This is a genomic window from Janthinobacterium kochi (assembly GCF_051380715.1).
In the GTDB taxonomy this organism is placed as follows: domain Bacteria; phylum Pseudomonadota; class Gammaproteobacteria; order Burkholderiales; family Burkholderiaceae_D; genus Janthinobacterium.
The window spans coordinates 655,797-676,446 of record NZ_JBNYXO010000001.1; the positions used below are offsets into that span (position 1 = coordinate 655,797).

A 20,650-nucleotide genomic window follows, 5' to 3' on the forward strand; every position below is an offset into this window, starting at 1 on the left:
TCATCGGTTACAACACATTTGCCGCTACGGCGGAGCTGTAGTTGCGCGCCAGCGTCGCGATGATGGCGGCCAGCGCCTGAGGGTTGTCCGTGGTGCCGAAATGCGCGGCATACAGGCGCTTGGCCGCCTCGACTTGCGCATTCGTCAGTTTCACGGCATAGGCCATGCGCACGGTTTCAGGATTGTTCAGCGTCATTTTTTCACCTTGAAGGCAGGAATTTCGGTTGGCTCGTGTGTCCCTTGCTCGCACAAAGGATTGCAACTACAATCATTGCATTTGCAATCGTATAGGCAATATCTGCCGTGCGCAAGCGATACCGAGACAGGAGCCGCCATGCATTTTCCCACTTCATTTCCCCAGCCGCCACTGCCAGGCGGCGAGACGGGCCACGCCTTTCAAGCCTGCCTGGCCGCGCTGGCGCCAGCGTCAGGTCTGCTGCTGCCACCTGCTTCGCCGCGCCGCGCGCTGGGCGCCATGGCGGGCAGCCTGAAGCAGGGCGGTGCCATGGTGGCGCGGGTGCGCAGCGTGGGCACGCAGGCACCGCCATGCCCGGAAGGCGACTCCTGGGACGTGGGGGCGTCTGCGGGCGCCTGGGCTGTGCGCTATCGCCATGGTGCGACGCAGGCGGAAAAGCCGCTGCTTTACCTGTGCAGCCCCGCCTCGCTGCGGGCATTGCGCGGGTTGCTGGTCGAGTCGGGCGAGCGCGGCATCGTCTGCAACGATGCGGAAACGCACGCCTCGCGCTGGCCGAAAGGCGTGCCCCCCGAGCTGCCCGCTTGGCTGGCCGCACAGCACAATTGCACGCCGTTCGACCCGGCGACGGGCGAGGAAGTGCGCGCCATCCTGCGCTCGGCACTGGAAACGCTGTACGTGGAACAGCAGTCAGGCTATTACTATCTGGCCATACATGACGAAGGTGCGGATGAAGATGCGGACGAGGATGCGGTGGCGGCACCCTTGTCGGCTGCCGATGCGGCGGCGGCCAGTCTGGGCATGTACCGCTTGCCGTTGTCGGACTCGGCAGCATGCCGGGTGCGCCTGTGCGGGGCAGGAAAGATGCTGGCCGTCGTAGCCGATGCCGCCCGCTTGCTGAAGGAAGACTGGGATATCGCCACGCAAGTGTGGAGTTGCCCCAGCTACACGCGCCTGGCGCGCGATGCGCAGGTGGCGGAGCAGTGGAACCTGCGTCACCCGCGTGCCATGCCGAGACTGGCGCATGTGCGGCGCTGCCTCGATGACAGTGCCGCACCCGTCATCGCCGTCACCGGCTATGGGCAGCACATCGCGGGCCAGATCGGCGGCTGCGTGCGCGGGCGTTTCATCGCCGTCGGCGCCGATACCCGGATGGAAACGAGTGCGCCATGGCTGGCCGTCACTGCGTTGAAAGCCTTGGCCGACGATGGCGCGCTGCCCCTGCAGTTCGTCGATGACGCGCTGCGGCGCTATGCCTTGCTCTGAGCGGCGCCGCGTGCCGCCTCGGCGGCGCGGGCCAGGGCGGCGCTGAAGTCCTGCTGCTCGCCGCTGTCAAATTGTGCCAGGAACAGGTCGGCTACCGTGGCCTGGTAGACGGCCCACATTTGCTTGCGCAGAATTTTCCCGTCTTCCGTGATGGAAACAAAGGCGGCGCGCCCGTCTTCCATCGAACGCGTGCGCGTCACCAGCCGGTCCGTTTCCAACTTGTCCACCAGGCGCGTCAGGTTATAGCGTTCGATGGCCAGCGCGTCGGCCAGTTCGTGCATGCGGCGCGAACCGTCCGTGCCGCTTTCGAGTCCCCACAGCACGTCATACCACGCATATACGGGCAGGTTTGCCGCCGCCAGCCGACGTTCGATCTCGCGGATCATCAAGCGGTGCGTGCGCACGAACGAAAACCACAGGTCGGGCGCAGGTGCCGATCCAATTTCGGGCGCAGTTTCAGACATCGGTATTCCTCCAAATCGATCACAGTTGCAAATGCAATTATAGCGCTATAGAATGGCCAGCATAACGATTGCAAATGCAATGATTGCAATGGCAATCGAGAATGACGATGAATGCCCACCCCAAGGAGACTGCCATGACCTCATCCCTCGCCGTACCCGATATCGATCCGCAGGAAACCAAAGAATGGCTGGAGGCGATGCAGGCCGTCGTCGCCGTAGAAGGGCGCCCGCGCGCCCACTACCTGCTCGACCAGCTCGTCGATCTGGATAGCGCGCAGCACGGCGGCATGCACGGCCGCGTCACCACCGCCTACACCAACAGCATCGCCACGGCGCGCCAGCCCGCATACCCTGGCGACCTGGCCATCGAGCGCCGTCTGAATGCCTACATCCGCTGGAACGCCATGGTGATGGTGTTGCGCGCGGCCAGGCATTCGAACGTGGGCGGCCACATCGCCACCTACCAGTCGGCGGCCGTGCTGTACGACGTGGGCTTCAACCATTTCTTCCGTGGCCACACGGACCAGTTTGCCGGTGACCTGGTCTACATCCAGGGCCATTCCGCGCCCGGCATCTATGGCCGCGCCTACTTGGAAGGCCGCATCACGCAAGCGCAGCTGGACAATTACCGCCGCGAAGCGGGCCGCGAGGGCCTGTCATCGTATCCGCATCCCCGTTTGATGCCTGATTTCTGGCAATTCCCGACGGTATCGATGGGCTTGGGGCCGCTGACGGCCGCCTACCAGGCCCGTTTCATGCGGTACCTCGAGTACCGCGGCTTGAAGGAGCACCAGGGGCGCAAGGTGTGGGCTTTCCTCGGCGACGGCGAGATGGATCAGCCGGAATCGCTGGCCGCCATTTCCCTGGGCGGCCGCGAGCGCCTCGATAACCTGATCTTTGTCGTCAACTGCAACTTGCAACGCCTCGACGGTCCCGTGCGCGGCAACAGCAAGGTCATCCAGGAACTGGAAGGCACCTTCCGCGCGGCGGGCTGGCATGTCATCAAGGTTATCTGGGGCAGCGGTTGGGATGACTTGTTGGCGCGCGACACGAGCGGCTTGTTGCGCCAGCGCATGATGGAATGCGTGGACGGCGATTACCAGACCTTCAAATCGCAGAATGGCGCGTATGTGCGCGAGCATTTCTTTGGCAAGTATCCGGAACTGCTGGCGCTGGTGGCGCACATGACGGATGACGACATCTGGCAACTGACGCGCGGCGGTCACGATCCCGAAAAAGTCCACGCGGCCTACGCGGAAGCCATGCGCACGCCGGGACGGCCCACCGTGATCCTGGCCAAGACTGTCAAGGGCTTCGGCATGGGCGAGGCGGGCGAAGGGCAGAACATCAACCATCAGTTGAAGAAAATGAGCGCCGACGCCGTGCGCGCCTTCCGCGACCGCTTCGCGCTGCCGGTCAGCGATGCGCAGCTGGAAGACATGCCGTATCTGAAACCTGCGCCGGACAGCGAGGAAGCGCGCTACTTCGCCGCGCGCCGGGCACAGCTGGGCGGCTACATTCCGGCCCGCATCAGCAAGGTGGCGCCGCTGTCCATACCGCCACTGTCCGCCTTCGCCACCCAGCTCAAGGATAGTGGCGAGCGGGGCGCGTCCACCACCATGGCCTTCGTGCGCATCCTGGGCACCCTGCTGAAAGACCCCGCCTTGGGCAAGATCATCGTGCCCATCGTGCCCGATGAATCGCGCACCTTCGGCATGGAGGGCCTGTTCCGCCAGATCGGCATCCATTCCTACCTGGGCCAGTTGTACACGCCGCAGGATGCGGGCCAGCTCAGCTATTACAAGGAAGCCAAGGATGGGCAGATATTGCAGGAGGGCATCAACGAATCGGGCGCGATTTCCTCGTGGATCGCCGCCGGCACGTCCTACAGCAACCATGGCCTGGCGACCATTCCGTTCTACATCTTCTATTCGATGTTCGGCTTGCAGCGCGTGGGCGACCTGGCCTGGGCGGCGGCCGATGCCCGCACGCGCGGCTTCCTGCTGGGCGCCACCTCGGGACGCACGACGCTGATGGGCGAAGGCCTCCAGCACGACGATGGTCACAGCCACGTGCTGTCGTCGGTGATTCCCAACTGCATTTCCTATGATCCCACCTATGCCTACGAGCTGGCGGTGATCATCCAGGATGGCATGCGCCGCATGTTTGCCGAGCAAGAGGATATTTTCTATTACATCACCTTGCTCAACGAAAACTATCCGCACCCGGCCATGCCGGCAGGGGCCGAGGCGGGCATCTTGCAGGGCTTGTATCTGCTGCAGGAAAGCCCGGCAGCGGCCCCGGCACCGCGCGTGCAGCTGATGGGCAGCGGCTCCATCCTGCGCGAAGTGCAGGCTGCCAGCGCGCTGCTGCAGCAGGATTTCGGCGTGGCCGCCGACGTGTGGAGCGCCACCAGCCTGACGCAAGTGCGCCGCGACGGCCTGGCCGTGGAGCGCTGGAACATGCTGCACCCTGGCAGCGAAGCGCGCGTGCCATATATCGAGCAATGCCTGGCTGGCCGGCAAGGCCCCGTAGTGATCGCCACCGACTACATGAAGATCGTGGCTGACCAGGTGCGCCCTTTCGTGACGGACCGGCGCTTTGTTGCCCTGGGTACTGATGGCTTCGGCCGTTCCGACACGCGCGAATCCCTGCGCACCTTCTTCGAGGTGGACCGCCATTTCATCGTGCTGGCGGCCCTGACGGCGCTGGCCGACGCGGGGCAACTGTCGCGCAGCAAGATTGGCGATGCCATCGCCAGGTACGGCATCGACGTGGAAAAAATCGATCCCGCATCCGTCTAACTTTTTTGAGGAGCGCAGCATGAAACTGTATTACGCAACGGGAACATGTTCCCTGTCGCCGCACATCGTGGCCGGCGAGGCTGGCATCGCCCTGGAACTGGAAAGGGTCGACATTCGCACGATTCCTCGCGTCACGGAAACGGGCGCCGATTACGCGCAGGTGAATCCGAACTTGTATGTGCCCGCGCTGGCGCTGGACGATGGCACCGTCTTGCTGGAAGGCACCGCCATCGTGCAATACCTGGCCGACCTGGCGCCGGACAGCGGGCTGGCGCCGCCGCCGGGTTCCCTGGCGCGCGTGCGGCTGCAGTCGTGGCTGGGGTTTATCGCCACCGAGCTGCACAAGGCCTTCAGTCCCTGGCTGTTCCACCCGGAATACGGCACGCAGGCGCAGGACGTGGCCCGCTCGCGCATCGCCGCCCGGCTCGACCACGTCGAACGGCACTTGGCCAGCGGCGGGCCATACCTGCTGGGCGACACCTTTACCGTGGCCGATGCCTATCTGTACACCATCCTCAGTTGGTCGGATGTTGCCAGAGTCGACCTGGAAGCCTTCCCGCAGGTGAGGGCGTTGCTGGCAAGCATAGGCGCCAGACCGGCCGTGCGCGAGGCCATACACAGGGAAGCATCGCGGCAACGGGCGTGAGATATTGATAAAACGTATTTCTATCATCACAACATGCAATTGGATTGTTATGCTGCAACGCGGCATCATTGCACCTGTCTCCTCTACTTCCTCACAGGAATTAGATTCAGCCCGCTCCCGCAGCGGGCTTTTTTTTGCCCTTTTTACCGTGCATGTTGCCGCACACGCTAGCTTGTCATCCAGGCATGGTGTTGCTTTTGTGCATGCTAAACTGGGCTTTCTCCAGATCAAGGTTGTTTGATGCTTCAATTATTTCGCCACACGCTGGAGTCCACGCCGATCCTCGCCCTGTTTCTCGTCATCGGCGCCGGTTATGCGCTGGGGCGCATCAGCGTGTTCGGCTTTTCGCTGGGCGTGGGCGGCGTGCTGTTCGCGGGGCTGGCGCTGGGCGCATTCGCCCCCGGAGCCGTGCCGCCGCCGATGGTCGGCTCCATCGGCTTGCTGCTGTTTCTATATGGCATAGGCGTGCAGTATGGCGTGCAATTTTTCGCCGGCTTGTGCGGCGCGGGACAGAAGCACAACCTGATCGCCTTTGCCGCCGTCATGGGCGGCCTGGCCGTTTCCGTCTGGGGCGGGCAGTGGATCGATATCTCGCTGCGCATGGCCAGCGGCGTGTTTGCCGGCGCCATGACCAGCACGGCGGCCCTGCAGGCGGCGCTGGAAGCGTCGCACGGCAATGGCGACGCGGCCGTCGGCTATGCCGTCGCGTATCCGTTCGGCGTGGTCGGCCCCATGCTGGGCCTGTACCTGGCCGGGCGCATATTAAAACCCGTGCTGACGCCGCCGCCGGCGCCCATCGTCGTGTCGGAAATTACCATCGATGAAGCGAAATTGGCGGGTGCGGCCCTGTCCGAACTGGCCGATGGCCCGCTGGCGGGCGTGCAGGTGATCGGCGTGCGCCAGGGGCACCAGAACCGCTTGCCCGATCCGGGCCTCGTGCTCGGCGTGGGCGACGCCTTGATGGTGTCGGGCACGGTGGCAGGCGTGGAAGCGGCGCGCACGGCGCTGGGTCACCTGGATCCGGGCCGCTTGATGAAGGATCGCAGTGCGTTCGACGGCACGGAAGTGTTCGTGTCGGACGCGGAAATCGTCGGCGTGCCCCTGGGTGAGCTGAACCTGGCGAAAGACTTCCCCCTGCAAATTGCGTTCATACGTCGTGGCGACGCCATGATTTTGCCCCATCCATTCCTGACCCTGGAATTTGGCGACCGCGTGATGGCCATTGCACCGGCGAAACATGCGGTCGACGTGCGCAAGCTGTTCGGCAATTCCATCACGGCCACGGCCGAGTTCAGCTATGTCTCGCTGGGCATGGGCATGGTGCTGGGCGTGCTACTGGGACTGGTGCCGATACCGTTGCCATGGATAGGCTCGTTCAGCCTAGGTTTGGCGGGCGGTCCACTGGTGATGGCGCTGATTTTGGGCCGCCTGGGCCGTGTCGGCAAGATCAGCTGGCGCTTGCCCCTGTCGGCTAACCTGGTCATGCGCAACTATGGCTTGACGATTTTCCTCGCTTCCGTCGGCATGGCGTCCGGCTTGCCCTTCGTGCAACAGGTGGGCGCCGATGGCTTGCCCATGCTGGCGCTGGGCGCCGTGACGGTGCTGGTGGTGGTGGCATTGGTGGTGATTTTGGGCAAGATCTTCCTGCGCCTGCCATTTCCCGAGTTGCTTGGCATCGCGGCCGGCGCCACGGGCAACCCGGCCGTGCTGGTATTCGCCAACCGCCTGGCCAAGTCGGACCGCCCGAACCTCGGCTACGCCATGATTTTCCCCAGCATGACCATCGTCAAGATCGTCGCCGTGCAGGTGCTGCTGCATTTGTATGGCTGATTGTGGTCAGGATAGGTTCAAGACAGGCGCCGGGTGAGGTCGTCCAGCAACCATCGCCCGGCAGGCCCGAGCGTGCGGCCACGCTGATGCGCCGCATAAATGGTCAGTCCCTCGCGGGGCGTCGGATCGTGCTCGATTTGCAGCGTAACCAGGCTCCCGGCGGCAATGAAGGGCAACACGAGATGGTCGGGCATTCGGCACCAGCCGAAACCGCCGAGCAGGAAGTCCAGGCGCCGGCCGAGATCGACGAAGCGCCAAAGTTTTCCACTTGCAAGCCCGAAGTTTTCACTACCGGGATTGACGGGGTCTGACAGCACCAGCTGGACATGCGGCTCCAGATCGGTCTGCGTCGCCGGACGTCCTAACGCAGCAAGTGGATGCCCTGGCGCCACCACGGCCTGCATGCCGACGCGCAGCAGCGGATAGGCGGCAATGTCGTCTGGAATGGAAGGCAGCAGCAAGCAAATCCCGATGGCGGCCCGGTCATTTCTCAGGCGCCGCAGCGAACCGCCCAGGCCTTCTGTTGAAAAGCTGACGGGCAGACTGGGAAACGTCCGGCTCAGTGCGGACAGGCTGTCGATCAAGGGTGCCGTCGGCACCAGAGGATCGATTGCAATGACGAGTTCGGGTTCCAGGCCTGCGCGCGTCCCCATTGCCACGCCCTCGAAGCGGGCAGCGCTTGCCAAGACCAAGCGCGCCTGCTCAACGAGTACCCTGCCAGTCTCGGTCAGGCTCGGGCGATGGCCACTGCGGTCAAACAGCAGTACGCCTTGCACATCCTCCAGCGTCGCGATGGCCTGGCTGATGGCCGATTGCACGCGGCCGAGTTGTCGACCGGCGGCAGAAAAGCTGCCCGTATCGGCGATCGTCACCAGCACCCGCAACTGATCCAGCGTCAGACTTCCAATCACAATAGCTACTCCATGGTGAACTCCATCACAATTGTCGATGGATATCATCACATTTTAATCTCTATTAGAAATATATTCGCGGCGATATAGTGGCGGCACATAAGCAGCCTGATCGACAAGCTTGCTTCAGGCGTTTTCCCGCAATGCAATTTTTAAGGATGATGGTATGACTAAGCTATTGGTAATCGAGACCAGCCCGCGTGGCAAACACTCCGTGTCGCGCAACATGACGCGTCGTTTCGTGCAGGAATGGCGTGCCGCGCACCCGGATGGCGAAGTGATCGAACGCGACCTCATGGATGCCGGACTTCAGTTTGTCAACGCTGCCTGGCTGCAAGCCTACTTCACCCCGGCGGAACAGCATACTCCCGCGATGGCGGACGAGTTACGGCTCTCTGACGAACTCGTTGCGGAATTGCTCGCCGCCGATCACCTTGTCATTGCAACGCCCGTCTATAACTACAATGTTCCGGCCGTGCTCAAGGCATGGATCGACCATGTCGTGCGCAAGGGATTGACGCTGGGCTTTGATGGACGCGGCCTGGTGACTGGCAAGAAGGCAAGCGTATTGATCGCATCGGGTGGCGTGTATACCGAGGGATCGCCCATCGAGCATCGCGACATCGCCACCCAATATCTGCGTTTGGTGCTTGGCGTGATCGGTATCAGCGACGTGACCTTCGTTGCCGGTGGCGGGGCCAAGGCGGTCGATCTAGGCGAGGAAACCATGGAACGCTTTGTGGACAAGCTCGGCGCGGATCTCGGACGCGCTGCGAGCGTTTGATGATGATCGGCGCGGCAAGCAGCCAAGGCTAGGGCACCTGTCCTTGTCAGCAGACGCGCCTGCCAGGTGTTCCGCTCCTGAGCGCCAGCCTGTGTAAAAGGCCTGGCGCGTCTCCCATTCTGTTGTACAATCCTTGAGAACGGTCGTGCTTTTTTGTGCGCTGAGCTTCCTTGCGTGCAGTCATCACGGCAACCGATAAGAACAAGGAGACAGACATGGACCTGCATTACACGGCCGAGGAGACGGCGTTCCGCGACACGGTGCGCGCCTTCCTCGACACCCATTTGCCGGCGGACTTGCAGCGCAAGGTGCGCCAGCATCTGCGCCTGAAGCGTGATGATTATGTGCGCTGGCACAAGATTGTCGCGCAGCAAGGTTGGGCCGCGCCGGCCTGGCCCGTCGAACATGGCGGCGCGGGCTGGACGTCCGTGCAGCGCCATATCTGGGAAGACGAGTGCGCGCGCGCCGCCACGCCGCCGATTTTGCCGTTCGGCATCAACATGGTGGCGCCCGTCATCATGGCTTTCGCCAACGCCGAACAAAAAGCATACTATTTGCCGCGCATCTTGAACTGCGACGACTGGTGGTGCCAGGGCTATTCGGAGCCGGGCGCCGGGTCCGACCTCGCTTCCCTGAAAACCACGGCCGAGCGCGACGGCGACCATTACATCGTGAATGGCCAGAAAACCTGGACCACCCTGGGCCAGCACGCGGACATGATCTTTTGCCTGGTGCGCACGGATAGCACGGTGCGCAAGCAGGAAGGCATCAGTTTCTTGCTGATCGACATGAAAACGCCGGGCATCACCGTGCGCCCCATCATCATGCTCGATGAAGAACATGAAGTGAATGAAGTCTTCTTCGACAATGTGCGCGTGCCCGTCAGCAACCTGGTTGGCCAGGAAAACAAGGGCTGGACCTATGCCAAATATTTGCTGGGCCACGAGCGCACGGGCATTGCCGCCGTGGGACGCTCCAAGCGCGAGCTGACTTTCCTCAAGCAGCTGGCCATGCAGCAAGCCAAGCGCGGCGCGCCGCTGCTGCACGATCCCGCGTTCGCCGCCAAGGTCGCCACCCTGGAAATCGAATTGATGGCGCTGGAAATGACCGTCTTGCGCGTCATCAGCGACGAAGGCAAGGGACCGGGACCGCAGGCCTCGATGCTGAAGGTGCGCGGCTCGGAGCTGCAGCAGCAGCTGACGGAACTGATGGTGGAAGCCATCGGCCCGCAAGCCTTGCCCTTCGACCCGGCATTTCTCGACGGCAGCGCGCCGCACAGCGGTGGCGGCGACGACCTGGCCGCGCCGCTGGCCGCGTATTACTTCAATTACCGCAAGACATCGATCTATGGCGGCTCGAATGAAATCCAGAAAAACATCATCACACAGATGATCCTGGGCCTGTAAGCCAGAAGGAGACGACATGGACTTCCATTTTAATCAGGAACAGCAGCAATTTGCCGACGCGCTCAGGCGCTGGGTCGACAAGGATTACCCATTTGAAACGCGCAAGCAGATCGTCCATTCGGCCACGGGCGTGTCAAGCGCGGCCTGGGCCACCCTGGCCGAGCTGGGCATGACTGCCTTGCCGCTGCCGGCCGGCGCGGGCGGCTTCGACGGCACGGCCGTCGACATGCTGCTGGTGATGCAGGAACTGGGCCGCGGCCTGGTGGTCGAACCGTATTTTGCCACAGTGCTGGGCGCGCGTTTCCTCACGTTGGCGGGCGGTCACGACGCCGTGCTGGAGCAGGTGGCCAGCGGCAGCCTGAAGCTGGCTTGCGCGCTCGGCGAGCGCCAGTCGCGCCACGACATGCACGATATCGCCACCACGGCCATCGCCAGCGGCGACGGTTTCGTGCTCGATGGCGAGAAAACCGTCGTCATCCATGGCGCGCAGGCGGGTGCGCTCGTCGTCTCGGCGCGCAGCGGCGGCGGCCAGGCTGACACGGATGGCATTTCACTCTTCCTCGTGCCCGTTAACGCGCCCGGTGTTTCCGTGCGCGACTACCGCACCATCGACGGCCAGCGCGCCGCCACCGTGACCCTGGTGCAAGTGGTGCTGGGGCAGGACGCCCTGATCGGACAAAAGGGGCAGGGCTGGTCCGTGCTCGATGCCGCGCTCGACTATGGCGCCGCCTTGCTGTGCGCGGAAGCCGTGGGCGCCATGGATGCCATCTTCGCCGCCACCCTGGAGTACCTGAAGACGCGCCAGCAGTTCGGCGCGCCCATCGGCAAGTTCCAGGCCTTGCAGCACCGCATGGCCGACATGTTCATCCACCTGGAGCAGGCGCGTTCGATGGCCATGCTGGCCGCCGCCAAGGTCGACAGCGAAGATGCCATTGAGCGCCGCCGCACGGTGTCCGCCGCCAAGGCGAGAGTCGGGCTGGCCGCCACCTTTGTTGGCCAGCAAGCCGTGCAATTGCATGGTGGCATGGGCGTGACGGACGAATTGCCCGCCGCCCACCATTTCAAGCGCCTCTCCATGATCGCCCTGACCCTGGGCGACGTGGAGCATCATATCGAGCGCTTTATCGCCCAACCGGGCTTTTTGCCGACGGAGACCGCATGACCGCATTGACGGAAATCAAACCCAAGCACTGGTATTTCGAAGACTTTACGCAAGGCCTGGAAATCGACCTGGGCCAGCGCCACGTGACGGAAAAGGAAATCATCGCGTTCGCCACGGATTTCGACCCGCAACCATTTCACGTCGACCATGCGGCCGCAGAAAAAACCATCTTCAAGGGCGTCATCGCCAGCGGCTGGCACACCTGCGGCATGATGATGCGCCTGGTGGTGGACAACCTGCTCAAGCATTCGTCCAGCATGGGCTCGCCCGGCCTGGACAGCATCCGCTGGCTCAAACCCGTGCGCGCGGGCGACACCTTGCAGCTGACCTACCAGGTCAAGGAAGTGCGTCCATCCACGTCGAAGCCGGACCGCGGCATCGTCATTTCCGTGTGGAGCGTGCGCAACCAGCACGGCGAAGTGGTGACCACCGTCGAAGGCATGGGCATGTTCGGCCGCCGCCCCGTGGCGCCAGCGGAGCAGTCCCATGCGTGATATCGCTGGCATCGCCGGTTTCCAGGCCTTGTCGGGGCAGCACGTGGCCGTTTCCGACTGGCTGAGCATCACCCAGCAGCGCATCGACACCTTTGCCGATGCCACGGACGACCATCAGTGGATTCATGTGGACGCCGAGCGTTGCGCGCGCGAGTCGCCGTACGGCTGCACCGTGGCGCACGGTTTCCTCACCTTGTCGCTGTTGCCGGCCATGCTGCAGGGTGCGCTGCACATGGCCGGCATCCGCATGGCCATCAACTATGGCTTGAACAAGGTGCGCTTTCCCGCGCCCGTTCCCGTCGGCAGCCGATTGCGCGCGCGGCTCGACATCCTCTCCGTCGATGACTTGCCGGAAGGGGCGCAAGTGAACTGGGCCGTGACCATGGAGCGCGAGGGCGACACGAAACCCGTGTGTGTGGCGGAGTTTTTGATGCGCTGCTATCCTTAAATAATCAATCTCACGGCCCCTCCGACGCGCAATACCTGTCACGCCCCGTGTGCTTGGCGCGGTACAGCAGGGCGTCGGCGGCGCGGATCAGGGCGCTGGGGTCCATGCCTTCGGTGGGCATGACGCTGGCGATGCCCAGGCTGACGGTGACGTGCGGGCCGACGCTGGACTTGGCGTGCGCGATGTGCAGGGCGCGTACTTCCTCGAGCATGCGCTGGGCCACCACTTCGGCGCCGTCGCGCGTTTCCTGCGGTAGCAAGATGATGAATTCCTCGCCGCCATAGCGCGCCAGCAGGTCGGGCGGTCGCACGGCGCAGCGGCGCAGGGCGGCACTCACCTGCTGCAGGCACAGGTCGCCGGCCTGGTGGCCATACGTATCGTTGTAATCCTTGAAGTGGTCGATGTCGGCCATGATGAGGGACATCGGCACGTCGTCGCGCGCGCAGCGCCGCCATTCGCTGTCCATGGTGTCGTTGAAGCTGCGCCGGTTGGCCACGCCCGTCAGCGAGTCCGTCAGCGACAGTTCGCGCATGGCGTCGGCCTGCCGCTTGATGGTCAGCTGGCTGCGCACGCGGGCCCGCACGACGGCCGCGTTGAACGGCTTCGTGATGAAATCGACGGCGCCCGCTTCCAGCGCCCGCGTCTCGTCTTCGGGCTGGTTCAGGGCCGTGACGAAGATGACGGGAATGGCACTGAGGATGGCCGCTTCGCGCAGCGCATTGCACACGGCATAGCCATCCATGCCGGGCATGACGGCGTCGAGCAGGATCAGGTCCGGCAGTTGATTATGTGCAATTTCCAGCGCTTTCTCGCCGCTCAAGGCGAACAGCACCTCGTGTTCCTCGCGCAGCAGCTGGTGCAGGATCTGGATGTTTTCCATGGCGTCATCGACGATGAGGATGCGCCCGTTCATGGCAAGGTTGGTCCAGCTCACTTGTTTTCCTCTCGTTTCAGCTGATCGAGCACGAGTTCTTCCGCCTCGGAAAAATTCAATGTCTCGATCGCGTTTGCCATCACCAGGGCCGTTTCCCGGTCTGACTGTTGCAGGGCGGGGTGCAGGGTGTGGAATTGCGCCAGCGCCTTCAGGTTATTGTTGCGGATCAAGACGAGCAGCTCGGCCAGGCCGGCGCGCAGGTCGAGCGGTGCGCTGCCGCGCGCGGCCTGCGCCGGCTGTCCGCGCCGCAAGGGCGAGGGCAGGGCACGCGTCGCTTTGATGACTTCGGCCATCGCCAGTTCCAGCTGTGCCAGCAAGGCGGCCGTGGCGTGCGATTGCCCCGTTTTCAGCGCCTTTTCCGCTTCGCCGGCCAGGCTGGCGACATGCGCGGCGCCCAGGTTGGCCGCCACGCCGCACACGCGGTGCAGCAGTTGCGCCGCCTGCCGCGTCTGGCCAGCGGCCAGCAGGCGCCGGGTTTCCTCGACGGCGTCGCCTTGCGAATTTTCAAAGCGCTTGAGCAGGGCCAGGAAGGCGCCGTAATCGCCGTCGAAGCGCTGCAGCGCCGCAGCCAGGTCGATGCCGGGCACTGCGGCCGGTACCCCCTGCATGGGCGCGACGGCATGGCCGGCCGGGACGGCGCTGGCGCCGCCGCTGCCGCTGCCGCCCAAAGGCGCCGGCACCAGCCGGGTCAGGGTCTGGATCATCTCGTCGACATCGATAGGCTTGGCCACGTGCGCATTCATGCCGCTGGCGATGGCGCGCAGGCGGTCCTCGTGCATGGCATTGGCCGTCATGGCGATGATGGGCAGGTCCGGCAAGCCCAGCGCGCGGATGGCCAGGGTGGCGTCATAGCCATTCATGACGGGCATCTGCAAATCCATCAGCACCACGTCCCAGGCCTCCGGCGTGCCGGTGAGCAAGTCGACGGCCAGCCGGCCGTTGGCGGCCACGGCCACGCGCGCGCCCGAGTGCAGCAAAATGTATTGTGCCACTTCCTGGTTGATTTCATTGTCTTCCACCAGCAGCACGCGCATGCCTTCCAGTAAGCCCGACAGGGGCGTGGAAACGGGCAGCGCCGAAGGGGGGCTGCGGCCCTCGCATACGGCCGTCACGGCCGCCAGCAGGCGCGCTGGCGTGGCCGGTTTTGAAACGATGCCGGCCAGCATCAGGCTGTCGGCCAGGCGTTCGAGGTTTTCGCTGTCCTGGTCGGCCACCAGCATGATCACGGGCGGCAGCGCCAGGGATTCATCGGCGCGTGCCTCGGTGAGCATGGAAATGCCATCCATGCCGGGCATCGCCGCGTCGAGCAGCACAAGATTGGCCGGCGGCAAACCGTCGAGGCCGTTGGCGTGGCGGCGCAGCAGCGCCAGGCCGGCCGCGCCGCTGTCGGCGCTACGGCTGTGCCAGCCCTGCGCTGCGCACCAGTCTTCCAGCATGGCGCGCACGCTGGCATTGTCGTCGATGATCAGCAGCGACAGGGCCTTGGGCGCACTTTTGCCGCTCGGCTCGGGCGGCGGCGCCACCTTGTCGAAGCGGCAGCTGAAGCGGAAGTCGGAGCCTTTGCCCAGCGCGCTTGTCACGCTGAGTTTGCCCCCCATCAATTCCACCATGCGCCGGCAGATGGCCAGCCCCAGTCCCGTGCCGCCGTATTTGCGGCTGGTGCCGCTGTCGCCCTGGGCAAATGCGTCGAAGATGCGTTCCTGCTCGGCCGCGCCGATGCCGATGCCCGTGTCGCGCACGGAAAACTCGAGCGTTGCGCTGGCCGCATCCTCGGCCACCTTGGCGATGGCTAGCACCACTTCGCCATGCGCGGTGAACTTGACGGCGTTGCCCACCAGGTTGATCAGGATCTGTTCCACGCGCAGGGCATCGCCGATCAGTTCGTCCGGCACGCCGGGGTCGAGCACGAATACGGGCTCAACGCCGTGCGCCCAGGCGCTGCTGGCCAGCAGCAGGCCGACGCTGTCCAGCATGCGTTCGAGCTGGAAGCGGCGCTGTTCCAGCACCATCTGTCCCGCCTCGATCTTGGAGAAATCGAGCACGTCATTGACGATATTGAGCAGCGACTGCGTGGCCATCTGGATCTTGCCGACATAGCTGCGTTCGCGCCGTTCCAGCGGCGACTCTTCCAACAGGCGCGCCAGGCCGATGATGGCGTTCATCGGCGTGCGGATTTCATGGCTCATGTTGGCGACGAATTCGCTCTTCGCGGTGCTGGCCGCCTCGGCCTTGTCGCGTGCGCGCACCATTTGCTCGTTGAGTTCATGCAGGCGCAATTGCGTGCCCTTGAGTTCAGACACGTCCGAGGCCAGCACGAAGAAGCCGCGCACGCCGCCGCTGTCGTCGACATCGGGGATGTAGTTGGTCCACGTATGGCACACCTGGCCGGCCGGATCGAGCAGGTCGCGCTCGAAGCTTTGCGGCCGGCCCGCCAGAACGCCCTCGACATGGGGCGCGGACACATCGAACAGTTCCTGCCCCAGCAATTCGCGCATGTGGATGCCGGCCAGCTCGGCGCTGCTGCGACCAAACCACTCATTATAGAAATTATTGGCAAAGCGGCAACGCAAGTCGGCGCCCCAGTACGACACCATGCCGGGCAGGTTGTCGGTGACGGTGCGGATGAAGCGCTCGCTCTGTTCCAGGCGCAAGGTGGTGGCGTGCAGCACCTCGGTGGCGCGCTTGCGATCCGTGATATCGATCGAGATCCCCAGCACGTGGCTGGCGCGCCCCGCATCGTCGCGCAAGACCACCTTGCGCGTGGTGAAGTGGCGCGTGGTGCCGTCGGCCGTGTTGATCGCTTCCTGTTCGATTTCCACCATCTGCCCCGTGGCCAGCAGCTTGCGGTCGGCGCTGACGAAGGCGGACGCCTGCTGCGGCGGGAAGAAGTCGTGGTCGGTCTTGCCCAGCAATTGCTCGCGCGAGCGTCCCAGGGTCAGTTCCAGGTGGCGGTTGACCATTTCAAAGCTCAGCTTGTCGGCGCGCTTGACGAAGACCATGGCCGGGATGTTTTCGATGATGGTGCCGAACAGATGTTTCGAGCGGCGAAATTCCGCTTCGCTGCGCTTGCGCTCGCTGACGTCCAGCCACAGGCCCGATACGCCCAGCAACTGCTGTTCCGGGCCGAAAATCGGGTGATACGAGACGATCCAGTGGCTCAGCTGTTCGCGCTGCTGGCCGCTGTGGCCTTTCAATTCGATATCGACGATGGGCATGCCCGTCTCGATCACCTGACGCACGCAGCGCTCCACGTCCGCGCGCACGGCGTCGTCGAACAGCATGGCGCCCACGGGACGGCCAAGATGCTGCGTTACGCTAGTCCCGTTGATGGCGGCCAGGTACTGGTTGATCATGACGATGCGCAAGTCCAGGCCCACGAACAGCATGCCGATGGGTGCCGTCGCGTACACGGTTTCCAGCAGGCGCGTGGACTTTTCCAGGGCCAGCGTGCGTTCGGCTACCAGGCTTTCAAGCTGCGTGCGGTGGCGCCGCAGGTCGCGTTCCAGCGCCCCCAGGGCGCTGGCCATGTCGTCCGACTCGCGGTCCGTGTGCTTGTTCGAGAGCAATGGTTTGCCCTGCGCCAGCGCGTGGATCTGCAAGGTCAGTTCCTGCAAGGTGCGGGCCAGGCGGCCGCCCACGCGCCAGGCCAGGGCAAAGCCGGCACCCAGCAGCAGGGCCAGGATGACGGAACCCGTGACTACCGAGCCCAGCAGCGCTTCGGCCACCGTGCTGGTGCGCATGGTGATGGCCACTGTCCAGCTGTCGTCTGGGGCGCGGCGAAAGCCCGTATACACATCCAGACCTTCCAGAGTGGCATGGCGCAGCACGCCTTCGCGCGCCTGGCCTATCTGTTCCAGCAGGGGCGCCGCGCTGCGCTGGCCCACGTAGCGCTGCGGCGCCAGAGTGCGCGCCACGTTGATGCCGTCGGCATTGATGATGGCCGCCCCCAGGTAGGCCGGCAGGTGCAGCTCGCGCAGCAGCACGGGCAGGTAGTCGGGCGGGTACAGCGCCGTCAGCACATGAGCAGCCCCTTGGGCGCGCGGCAAAGGCAGGTTCAGCGCCAGCCGCGGCACCTCGTCCGGCGCCATGAGCAAGCTGGTCAGCCGCGGCTTGCCGTACTCGCGCGTGCGCTCCATGCTGGCGGCCCATTTTTGCGGCAAGGGCGGCGGCACCAGGTTGGCTGGCAGGGCCGTATTGATCAACTGGCGTCCCTTGGTATCGGAGACGATGAAGGCACTGACGGCCAGGCCCGGCTGCAACAGGCTGTCGGCCAGGATGCGCAGGGCACCGATGTCGTCCGCTTGCAGGGCTGGCGAGGCGGCGAGGATGCGCGCGGCCATCTGGGCGCCGCTCAGGTCGCGTTCGACGGTGGCAGCGACTGCGCGTGCCGCTTGCGCTGTTTCGCCGACGACATGGTTGCGTTCGCGTGTGTAGCTTTGCGCCACGAGCAGGAGAAACACCAGCGCCGTCGGAATGACCCAGGCGAGCACCAGCCATGAAATTCGTGAGCGTATCGAAGGCAAATCTTGCACCCGGAAAGCTCCCAGAATGGATGAGTCGACAGGCAGGCTCACGCTGGCGCTGGCTGACCTTGAATGAAAAGATGCTAGACGAAATTGATTGCTCTGACAAGTCTAGTTTCTGGAGTGGAAAAAAAGCTTGTGCAAGGCATGCAAATATAGCGCCGCGCTGCGCGGATGGCAGGCTGGCGAGGTGCGCGTCCCGCCGTGGCGGCGGGATGGCAAGGAAACTTACGGGACGACGGTCAGCACATCGACATCGATTTCCGGGCTTTCCATGAAGTCTTTTTCCACTTCGCCACGGATTTCCACCTGGGTCCTGGCGTCGATCTTGCGGTTCATGAAGACCTTGTCATCAATGTCCACGCGGATTTCCGCCGTGCCGTCGGAGAAAGTGTATTTCTCCTTGCCCACTTTGCGCAGCAGGTGGCCGCGCAGCACGACGGCCTGGTCGTCGACGGGATTTTTCAGGATGGCAGCCACGCTGCCGGGCGCGGTCGGGCCGGCCGTCGGCCCCACGTATTGGGCTTGCGCGCTGCCGGCCAGCAAGGCGCTGGCGGCAGCCAGGGAGACGATCAGTTTACGGTGCAATGACATGGTACTCCTTTGATAGTGACTGCCTTGTCAGAAAAACACGGCGGTGCGGGGAATGATAGCACCGGTATTACCATACGGCGCGTTCGCCCGCACGCTGCCTGTGCTGGCCACACCATCGTCGAGCTTGCTGTCGATTTGCTCGGCGTAGCTCTCGGGCAAGTTGTCGAAACGGATGCCATTGCCGGCGCGGCCGCCCACTTCATCGTTGTACAGGTAGACGGCGCCGCCCTGGGCACTGGTCATGAATTGCGAGGTGCCGTTGTAGGAGCCGGTAATGAAGCCGCCCAGCGCCAGGTGCTGCGGCGCCAAGGTGAATTCACGCGGCTGGCCGTCGCCGATCTGGCCATCGCCATTACCGTTGCCGGCCGAGTTGGGCACGTGGGTGGTGCCCTGGATATCGTCGCCGGGCAGGGCACGGAACTTGTCCTGGTAGGCGTTGACGGCGGCCGTCAGCGAATTCGACTGCTGGATGATGTTTTTCACCTTGGCGCTGTCGATCAAGCCTTGCCCCTTGAGCACGCCACCGAGCAGCAAGCCGATGATGACCAGGACGATGGCGATTTCTACGAGCGTAAAGCCGTGCTGGCGACGTGGGGGCATGGGGATTTCCTTGAAAAAAAGTGCTGGGGCTTGGTATGGCAGTTTACTGCAAATGTTGTCGGCGCGTGGCATTTCGGGCGGCGGGTCATGGCGCCGCCTTTGCTTTCTTTTCGGCAAGTTCGTCGAGCCGGCGCGCGAGGAAAGCCAGCTCGTGCGGGTCGGTGATCTGGCCGCTGGCGATCAGGCCGCCGATCACCAGGCGGGCGCTGTCGAGCTGGTCCATGTCTTCCAGGATGAACGCTTCCATCTCGCGCACCCACGGTGGCACCTGCGGCCCTGTCGCCAGCTGGCGCAACTCGCGCGCGTACGACAGGGCCAGCGGCAGATCGTGCAGCTGATGTTTTGCCACCAGCGCCGCCTGCGCCATGGCGGGCCAGCGACGGTTCGGGTCGGCGGCAAAGCTGGCGGCGACAAAGGCCAGCATGCGCCGTGCGCGCTGCGGATCGGTCACGCCCGCGTAGACCTCGCTGGCGGCCACCAGCGCATACTGGCTGCGCGGATCGAGTGTTTGCGCCGTGTCCAGCCAGCCGGCCAGGCGGTCATAGTCGAGCTGACGCCAGGGCAGGCTGACGCCGGGCTGGTCTTCGAACGCTTGCAGGTACAGCAGCATGGCCTTCGACATGGCCAGCGGCTCGCCCAGGCTGGCCAGGCGGGCCACGGCCGCCGGCGGCGGCGCAGGCAGGGGCTGCGCCCGGGCGGGAGCGTGCTGCTGCGCCAGGCGCCAGCCCAGCTGCAGTAGCAGGCATGCGGCCAGCAGCCAGCACAGGGGGCGCGGCACGCTCGACCAGGGGCGCTGGGAACTGGCCATCAGATGTTGCGGCGGTAAAAGTCGCACAGCGCGCAACTGGCCAGCAAGCCGACATAGATGGCTGTCTGCGCCGCCACGCGGCCCAGGGCTTGCCAGTCGCCGGTCGCGTACAGCAGCCAGTCCGTGCGCGTAAAGGCGTCGAGGCGGGGTAAGAGCAGGGCCAGCACGTCGATGGCGCCGGCCATGGCCTGTTGCTGCCAGGAATCGCCCGCCTGGGGGCCGTGCGCCAGCAGTTGCAGGCTGCCCAGCATGCGCGCCAGCACATAGAAGCCGCCGGTGGCGGCCAGTGCCGGCAGGGCTTGTTGCAGGCTGGCTGTGCACAGCAGGCTGAAGGCGGCGACGATCCACAATTCACCCAGCAGCGACAGTGCCCACAGCGCGCTGTGCGCGGGCGCGGCAAACAGCGCCATCAACAGGCCGAACAGCAAGGCGGGCACGGCCGCCAGCGCTGCGTAGCCCAGCAGTTTTCCCAGCAGGTAGGCCGCGCGCGGCATGGGCAGTGCCAGCAGCAATTCGAGGCCCCGGTCGGCCGCTTCGCGCGCCATGCTGGTGATGATGAACGTGGCCAGCAGGAAGACGCTGGCCAGACGCAAGGTGGCCGCCAGCAGCGCCGCCTGCACGGCGCCGCTCTCCGTCAGCGCCAGTTGCTGCAGGAAGCCGGCCAGGGCGGCGGCGGCGCAGGCGGCCAGCACGAATAGCCACAGCAGGCGGCTGCGCAGCGCTTCGAGCAGCGTGTAGCGGGCAATGGTGAAGGCGGGCCGGAGCGTAGACATGGGCATCGGC

General features: G+C 64.5%; 18 protein-coding genes. 9 read left to right on the plus strand and 9 right to left on the minus strand.

Annotated elements, in window-relative coordinates; genetic code table 11:
- Positions 1–7: 7 nt before the first annotated feature.
- Positions 8–196 (minus strand): hypothetical protein, encoded by a 189-nt coding sequence (locus tag ACQ4WL_RS03090; protein ID WP_436508005.1) that lies wholly within the window; start codon positions 194–196, stop codon positions 8–10.
- A gap of 138 nt (positions 197–334) precedes the next feature.
- Here ACQ4WL_RS03090 and ACQ4WL_RS03095 point away from each other — a divergent pair, with 138 nt between their 5' ends.
- Complete coding sequence (locus tag ACQ4WL_RS03095) at positions 335–1,459, plus strand: transketolase-like TK C-terminal-containing protein (RefSeq protein WP_436508007.1); 1,125 nt, start codon at positions 335–337, stop codon at positions 1,457–1,459.
- Here the strand turns inward: ACQ4WL_RS03095 and ACQ4WL_RS03100 are convergent.
- Positions 1,444–1,923, minus strand: a complete 480-nt coding sequence (locus ACQ4WL_RS03100) for a MarR family winged helix-turn-helix transcriptional regulator (protein WP_436508008.1) — start codon at positions 1,921–1,923, stop codon at positions 1,444–1,446. The two genes, ACQ4WL_RS03095 and ACQ4WL_RS03100, sit on opposite strands and share 16 nt — an antisense overlap.
- A gap of 134 nt (positions 1,924–2,057) precedes the next feature.
- Between ACQ4WL_RS03100 and aceE the strand changes: the two genes are divergently transcribed.
- From aceE to ACQ4WL_RS03115, 3 genes are all read left to right on the plus strand, one after another.
- Positions 2,058–4,727, plus strand: coding sequence for a pyruvate dehydrogenase (acetyl-transferring), homodimeric type (aceE, locus tag ACQ4WL_RS03105; RefSeq protein WP_436508009.1), 2,670 nt, complete (start codon positions 2,058–2,060; stop codon positions 4,725–4,727).
- 19 nt (positions 4,728–4,746) lie between these two features.
- Positions 4,747–5,373, plus strand: coding sequence for a glutathione transferase GstA (gene gstA, locus ACQ4WL_RS03110; RefSeq protein ID WP_436508010.1), 627 nt, complete (start codon positions 4,747–4,749; stop codon positions 5,371–5,373).
- Between the two features lie 240 nt (positions 5,374–5,613).
- Positions 5,614–7,203 carry an aspartate:alanine exchanger family transporter gene (locus tag ACQ4WL_RS03115; RefSeq protein WP_436508011.1) on the plus strand — a complete coding sequence of 530 codons (1,590 nt, stop codon included), beginning with the start codon at positions 5,614–5,616 and terminating at the stop codon, positions 7,201–7,203.
- Between the two features lie 17 nt (positions 7,204–7,220).
- Here ACQ4WL_RS03115 and ACQ4WL_RS03120 read toward each other — a convergent pair whose 3' ends face one another.
- Positions 7,221–8,162, minus strand: a complete 942-nt coding sequence (locus tag ACQ4WL_RS03120; protein WP_436508012.1) for a LysR family transcriptional regulator — start codon at positions 8,160–8,162, stop codon at positions 7,221–7,223.
- 118 nt (positions 8,163–8,280) lie between these two features.
- Here ACQ4WL_RS03120 and ACQ4WL_RS03125 point away from each other — a divergent pair, with 118 nt between their 5' ends.
- The 5 genes from ACQ4WL_RS03125 (at position 8,281) to ACQ4WL_RS03145 (ending at position 12,408) form a co-directional block, all read left to right on the plus strand.
- Entirely contained in the window at positions 8,281–8,898 is a 618-nt protein-coding gene (locus ACQ4WL_RS03125; RefSeq protein WP_436508013.1) for an FMN-dependent NADH-azoreductase, read from the plus strand.
- Positions 8,899–9,113: 215 nt separating this feature from the next.
- Positions 9,114–10,304, plus strand: coding sequence for an acyl-CoA dehydrogenase family protein (locus ACQ4WL_RS03130; RefSeq protein WP_436508015.1), 1,191 nt, complete (start codon positions 9,114–9,116; stop codon positions 10,302–10,304).
- Between the two features lie 16 nt (positions 10,305–10,320).
- Complete coding sequence (locus ACQ4WL_RS03135) at positions 10,321–11,466, plus strand: acyl-CoA dehydrogenase family protein (protein WP_436508016.1); 1,146 nt, start codon at positions 10,321–10,323, stop codon at positions 11,464–11,466.
- Positions 11,463–11,960, plus strand: a complete 498-nt coding sequence (locus ACQ4WL_RS03140; RefSeq protein ID WP_436508018.1) for a MaoC family dehydratase — start codon at positions 11,463–11,465, stop codon at positions 11,958–11,960. Before ACQ4WL_RS03135 ends, ACQ4WL_RS03140 begins: the two co-directional genes overlap by 4 nt.
- On the plus strand, positions 11,953–12,408 hold the full coding sequence (locus ACQ4WL_RS03145) for a MaoC family dehydratase (RefSeq protein WP_436508020.1): 456 nt from the start codon (positions 11,953–11,955) through the stop codon (positions 12,406–12,408). Before ACQ4WL_RS03140 ends, ACQ4WL_RS03145 begins: the two co-directional genes overlap by 8 nt.
- Positions 12,409–12,418: 10 nt before the next feature.
- On the opposite strand, the gene ACQ4WL_RS03150 is transcribed toward ACQ4WL_RS03145, so the two are convergent.
- The 6 genes from ACQ4WL_RS03150 to ACQ4WL_RS03175 form a co-directional block, all read right to left on the minus strand.
- Positions 12,419–13,342, minus strand: coding sequence for a diguanylate cyclase domain-containing protein (locus ACQ4WL_RS03150; protein WP_436508022.1), 924 nt, complete (start codon positions 13,340–13,342; stop codon positions 12,419–12,421).
- The gene (locus ACQ4WL_RS03155; RefSeq protein WP_436508024.1) at positions 13,339–17,832 is read right to left on the minus strand and encodes a PAS domain-containing protein; all 4,494 of its coding nucleotides are present in this window, start codon (positions 17,830–17,832) and stop codon (positions 13,339–13,341) included. Before ACQ4WL_RS03155 ends, ACQ4WL_RS03150 begins: the two co-directional genes overlap by 4 nt.
- Before the next feature lie 261 nt (positions 17,833–18,093).
- On the minus strand, positions 18,094–18,459 hold the full coding sequence (locus ACQ4WL_RS03160; protein ID WP_436508025.1) for a YgiW/YdeI family stress tolerance OB fold protein: 366 nt from the start codon (positions 18,457–18,459) through the stop codon (positions 18,094–18,096).
- A gap of 27 nt (positions 18,460–18,486) precedes the next feature.
- Complete coding sequence (locus ACQ4WL_RS03165; protein ID WP_436508027.1) at positions 18,487–19,059, minus strand: prepilin-type N-terminal cleavage/methylation domain-containing protein; 573 nt, start codon at positions 19,057–19,059, stop codon at positions 18,487–18,489.
- A gap of 85 nt (positions 19,060–19,144) precedes the next feature.
- Positions 19,145–19,867 carry a hypothetical protein gene (locus tag ACQ4WL_RS03170; RefSeq protein WP_436508028.1) on the minus strand — a complete coding sequence of 241 codons (723 nt, stop codon included), beginning with the start codon at positions 19,865–19,867 and terminating at the stop codon, positions 19,145–19,147.
- On the minus strand, positions 19,867–20,640 hold the full coding sequence (locus ACQ4WL_RS03175; protein ID WP_436508030.1) for an ABC transporter permease subunit: 774 nt from the start codon (positions 20,638–20,640) through the stop codon (positions 19,867–19,869). The genes ACQ4WL_RS03170 and ACQ4WL_RS03175 overlap by 1 nt, the downstream gene beginning before the upstream one ends.
- Positions 20,641–20,650: the final 10 nt, after the last annotated feature.